Annotated in this window: 3 protein-coding genes; all 3 read right to left on the bottom strand. The window is 37.8% G+C overall.

Translation table 11 applies throughout. The annotated features are described in order from the left end of the window. Positions 1-348 precede the first annotated feature (348 nt). Positions 349-684, bottom strand: a complete 336-nt coding sequence (locus NT145_02345; protein MCX5781534.1) for an HNH endonuclease — start codon at positions 682-684, stop codon at positions 349-351. A gap of 4 nt (positions 685-688) precedes the next feature. After that, on the bottom strand, positions 689-1,735 hold the full coding sequence (locus NT145_02340; protein ID MCX5781533.1) for a PDDEXK nuclease domain-containing protein: 1,047 nt from the start codon (positions 1,733-1,735) through the stop codon (positions 689-691). A 1,157-nt stretch (positions 1,736-2,892) separates the two neighbouring features. Next, positions 2,893-5,168, bottom strand: a 2,276-nt coding sequence (locus NT145_02335) for a P-loop NTPase fold protein (protein MCX5781532.1), incomplete at its 5' end; no start/stop codon positions are given.

The following is a 5,168-nucleotide window of genomic DNA, read 5'->3' as shown; positions in this document are numbered from 1 at the left end:
AAATATAAAACGGTGCCTCTTGAATGATATTCGAACTTGGTTTGTTGAAAATCCGCCTGGGGTGGAAGCGAATCCGCAAGGATGATGAACTTCCTTGACCGGCTTTCCCTTCCCCTGTATTCGACGAGCATTTAGGACGATTTACCCCGTTAGAAACAACAAAACATTTTAAAGAAGTATGAAATATTGCAACGAGAACTTAACAGCTTTTCGTAATTCTGCCAGTATTATTCGGTTTGTATTTTTCTAACGGGGTTTATTTTTTTATTCCCGCGCGCTATAAGGAGTTTTTTTGGGCTTCGTCCGCCCTCTGCTGCTTCGCAGCAGCAAAGCCGTAGAAATATATTTTTACTCCGAAAATTTGTTCCCTTTACCAATATTACATTTAGAACAAAGGGTCTCTAAGTTCTCAAGTACCGTCTCACCACCATTTGCCCAAGCTGTTTTATGGTCAACATGCAGTATTATTGTAGGGTCTGTTGCTGGGGATCGCCCACAATGCTGACATTTAAAATTATCACGCTTCATAATAATAAACCTAAGTCTAACCGAAACAGCCCTATAGTTATCATACTCTGCCCTAGAAACCAAATTCTTTTTTAACCCTAACGCAACTCGTTTTAAATCTGCTATTAATTCTCCGTCCGAGACGTTTCCGTGATATTCATCTAATTCAAATTTCATAAGCTTATTTGCTATTCTTTTTCATATCTAACCGCAAAATCTGTTTTTCCCGTTCAACTTCCGCAATCAGTTCTTTTTCACTGGGAATATATAGCTTATATTTTGAAGCGAATAGTTTTTTATTTTTGTTCATAACGGAGTATTTGACGACAGTTTCATCTTTTTCTGAGCAAAGTATTATCCCGATTGTGGGATTATCTCCTTTTTGTTTCATCTTATCTTCAAAAAGCCTTACATACATATCCATTTGCCCTATATCCTGATGTGTAAGCTTTCCTGTCTTTAAGTCAACAAGAACAAAACACTTAAGAATATAATTATAGAATACCAAGTCTATATAGAATTCTTTGCTTTCCGTTGAAATTCTATGCTGTCTTGATACAAATGTAAACCCTTTCCCAAGCTCAAGAAGAAACTTTTGCAGTTGGTTTAAAATTGCCTGCTCAATATCTTTTTCCTGATGCCTTCTGTTTTCGTCCAAACCTAGAAAATCAAGCACATAAGGGTCTTTTATAAAATCGCTCGGCTGCGCCGGTTGAATTTGGGCTGCTTTATTGGACTCTGCCATTAATGTCCGTTTATTTTTACTAGTCAACAATCTCTCATAATAGTGTGAAACTATCTGACGCTCTAAGGCGCGGGAACTCCAGCCGCATTCTGCCGCTTCATTCATGTAATATACCCTTGCCTGATGATTTTCTACACGCATAATTAGACGATAATGGGCCCAAGACAATTCACTACGCAGTGCGTAGCGAATCTGTCCGTTTTCAGAAAAAGACAGATAAAATTGACGAAAGTTGCGGATGTTTGCTTCCGAAAACCCTTTACCAAGCTCTTTGGTAAGACGTTCCGACAAATTCTTGAGCAAATATTCGCCATATTCGGCGCGCTTACTTCCTTCCTGTTCTTCCTCAACGATTCTTTTGCCAACACCCCAATATGCCTCAACCATGGCAAAATTAACAGCTTTGTAGGCATTGTTCCGTGCTGTTTCTAGAATTTTTCTAATGTCATTATAAAAGGCACTACTCACGGTCAATTTATTCATATATTAACTCATTGGTTCGAACTTCAAAATTTTCGAGCGGGCTTTGTCCTATGATCCCGTATAGAAGTCCTACGGGACAGGACCCAAAATGCCTTGGAAAATCATTTCAAATTTCAATTCCAGCCTTCCCCCCGAAAAGCTTTTAAAGTCAAAATTTTCTGAAAGTGAGATACAACGGTGTCTCTTGAATGATATTCGAACTTGGTTTGTTGAAAATCCGCCTGGGGTGGAAGCGAATCCGCAAGGATGATGAACTTCCTTGACCGGCTTTGCCTTCGTCCGCCTTTGGCGTCCTCAGGTGGGCGTCCTCCCGCCACAGCGGGACTCCATTGAAATTAATTTAGGAAGTTGTCGCCCCGCTCAAAACGATTTATTTTTTTAAAGTGGTGAGTTTATCGAACCATTCCCGCGCGCTTTAAGGAGTTTTTTTGGGCTTCGTCCGCCCTCTGTCGCTTCGCTCCAGCAAAGCCGGAAGACTTAGCCATCGCCACCCCGTTTAGGGGTCGTTGCCGTTCGGGAAACTGCGGTTACTCTCCGCCCTCCGCAAAGCTTCCCATTTGCTACGGGCGGGTCCTCGTTCCCTTATTCACTCGTCGCTTCTCGCTCGCCATTCCGCAACTCGGCGGAATGTATTTGCCTCGTTGCTCCATTACCGGCGGCTCGAAAGCTTCCTCGCCCCTTCATCGCCCCGATACATCGGGGCAATTCGGGCGTCAACTTGGCGCTGGCTAGCAGACTGCCCAATTAACTAAATGACTTATTAGGTAAAGCCCCTTCCCCCCAACCCCGAAATATTCGGGGTTAAAACCCTCGGTCGCCCTTCTCCCTCGCCCAAATTCGGGCTACGGGTTGGGCGGGCAAGGGCCAGTCTGCTTTATTACCCCCCTTCCCCAATGATCAATTTTCTCGCTTTTCAAAACTGCCGAAACATTCTACCAAAGAAATTATCTATTTCAAAATCCCATTCTGTTGTTTGGGGGGATATACTAGGTGTTTTTCGTGCATATTATTGAGCGTGCGTATTCTCAGACGATATACTCTCACTTGCGCACGGATTACGCTTGCCTTACGCTCGGTTTGCGCACGAATACGCACGGCTCCGTGCGTATTTTTCAGCCTATCAATGTTAAAAGTAAAGACCTGATCCCTTGGTTTTCTTAAGGTAATTCAACATTGGCACCCTCAGGATATTCCTTGCTTTTGGTCTTACCATTAATTTTGTATTTTATATTTAGCGTTTTTGTAACATTCGGTTCCGGATCTCCAGCTATATCATTTGAAATAACAGCGGACAATTTCCCATTTACAATTCGCTGATTCAACTCCTTAGTTATATTGAATGACTTGTTTTTCCCATATATGGCTTCTTCTATTTCTAAGATACTTTCTTCTGCCTTATATTTTATGAATGCATCTATATATTTCAGCATTTTAATTAGTTTTGAACTCATCTTTGACGGATCGGAAGTTATTACGCTATTATAACCATCGAATTCTGGTAACTCCTCATTCAAGCTGAAGCTAATAATTTTATTGGTGACGGAACTGTCTCTAATCAAACTTGTGTTATCTCGAATTGTATTAATTTCATTCTCAATTAACAATATTTGTCTAGAGTTGTCTTTATTGGTAACAACTGTTGGATTTTTTGAGCCGAATAATTGCCTAATTTTATTCGCCGCCCCACCAAATAAATTAGCATCATCATTAAGTTTTTTATATATTAAATCTTTATTCCATTCAGTTAAGAATTTGCCAAATACATTTGGTATTGCAGAAATTAATTTCTTAATTCCTTCTGAAAGTGCTTCTGTATTTTTTTCAATTTGCTCCCTGCCGCACTTATCCTGATGTGCTTTCTGCTTTAATTCCTGATACAATTTAACATTCTGGTCAAATAAGGTTGAGACATTATATCCCCATGAAGAGAATTTTTCCATATAGTTCTTCGAATTACTCCAAAAATCATCTATGTTAGGCTTGTCTTTAAGATCAGTTTGCAGATTATACATAGTGATTATATAGCTAAGATATCTATCAAATTCTTGAATAAATCTATTCTCATATTCAGTTGGAGCATCTAAATTGTCAGGTGGTTCATTAGGAATCTCTCCAAGAATACTGTAAGTTCTGATAGTTATATTTACACCTCTCATAGGAACTTGAGTAAAACTATCCGAATTGAACATCTTTAATCGATATAAGAACATATTGAAGTCGCGGATAGCCGCTGATTGAATTGAATCATCACTAGGGTCAAGAACTTTTTCACCGATATTTTTTGCTATTAAGCCATGTGAAAGATCAAACAAAGCACGTTGAATAATTTCATTTTCTTCCCATGCCGATGGCTTTGACAACATATACTTTTTAAACAGGACGGAAACTGCTTTATGTAGTTTTGCCTTTTTAGTATCATCATCTTCAATTTCAATTACAGGATGACCTTTTTCGTTAAATTCTCTAATTCTATCTTTGATTTTTGTTTTTAAATCAAAAAAGTCGTTTTTTGCTTCAAACGCCAAAGCTCTCTTGAGTTCTGTTAGTTCCTGAGTATTACCAATTTTGTTCTTAGATTCAACTATCTCATCAAAATATGCATTTAAATCATCCCAAAGAGGTCTAGATAAGAAATATTTTGAATTAAAAAAGGTATATTCTTTGGGTCTGTATAAAGATAGGCCTTTGATTCGATCATCTTGTTTCTTTATTTTATCATACCTGTATATTTCCTCTCCCCCTACAAATATAAAAATCGCATCGGACAATGTAAACAGATTCTTAAAAAACTTTAATACCTCAATCACTTTCTCTGCATCCAATTTATCTAATTCATCTATAACGTAAACTATTTTTTTCTTTTCAATCTTGAACTTCCTATGTATTTGCTCAAGATCGTATTCGAGATTTCCGATACTATTATCAAAAGCATATAACTCTTCCGCCTTAATCTTAGTCTCTTTAATCTCGCTTTTCTCTTTTCGCATTTTATAGCTAAACCATGCATCAACGAGAAATGGCAATGGCGATGCAACAATCAGTGGTAATAATTTTAGTAGCAAATTTTTAGTCTCTACTGTCAACATTAATATGCTGGCGGCTATAATGAATCCAAAATAGTAAATTGTATTCTGAATGTTTGATATAAATTTAAATTCCCTTGTTACTGTATTTTTATCTTTTTGTTGCTCTAGCTTTCCAATAGATACTAAAATGGAACATTCTTTTGCAACTGCTTTTTTATAAAGTTTTTCGATATCTTTCTTCAAATCATTGCTAATGCCTATCTTTGCGTCTATTGAAGCTGAATACAATCTGCGAATTAAATTTTCAATAATTTTCTTTGGGTGAATGTTTATATTTGCATCGCTATCTTCTTCTGCTTCTAACTGAGCCGCATTTAACAATACGACAAATGTGTTCTTCTTATTTT

The sequence above is a fragment of the Elusimicrobiota bacterium genome (assembly GCA_026388075.1).
Taxonomy (GTDB): Bacteria; Elusimicrobiota; Endomicrobiia; order Endomicrobiales; family JAPLKN01; genus JAPLKN01.
Note: the sequence above shows the minus strand (reverse complement) of the source record. Positions and strands in the feature narration are given on the sequence as shown.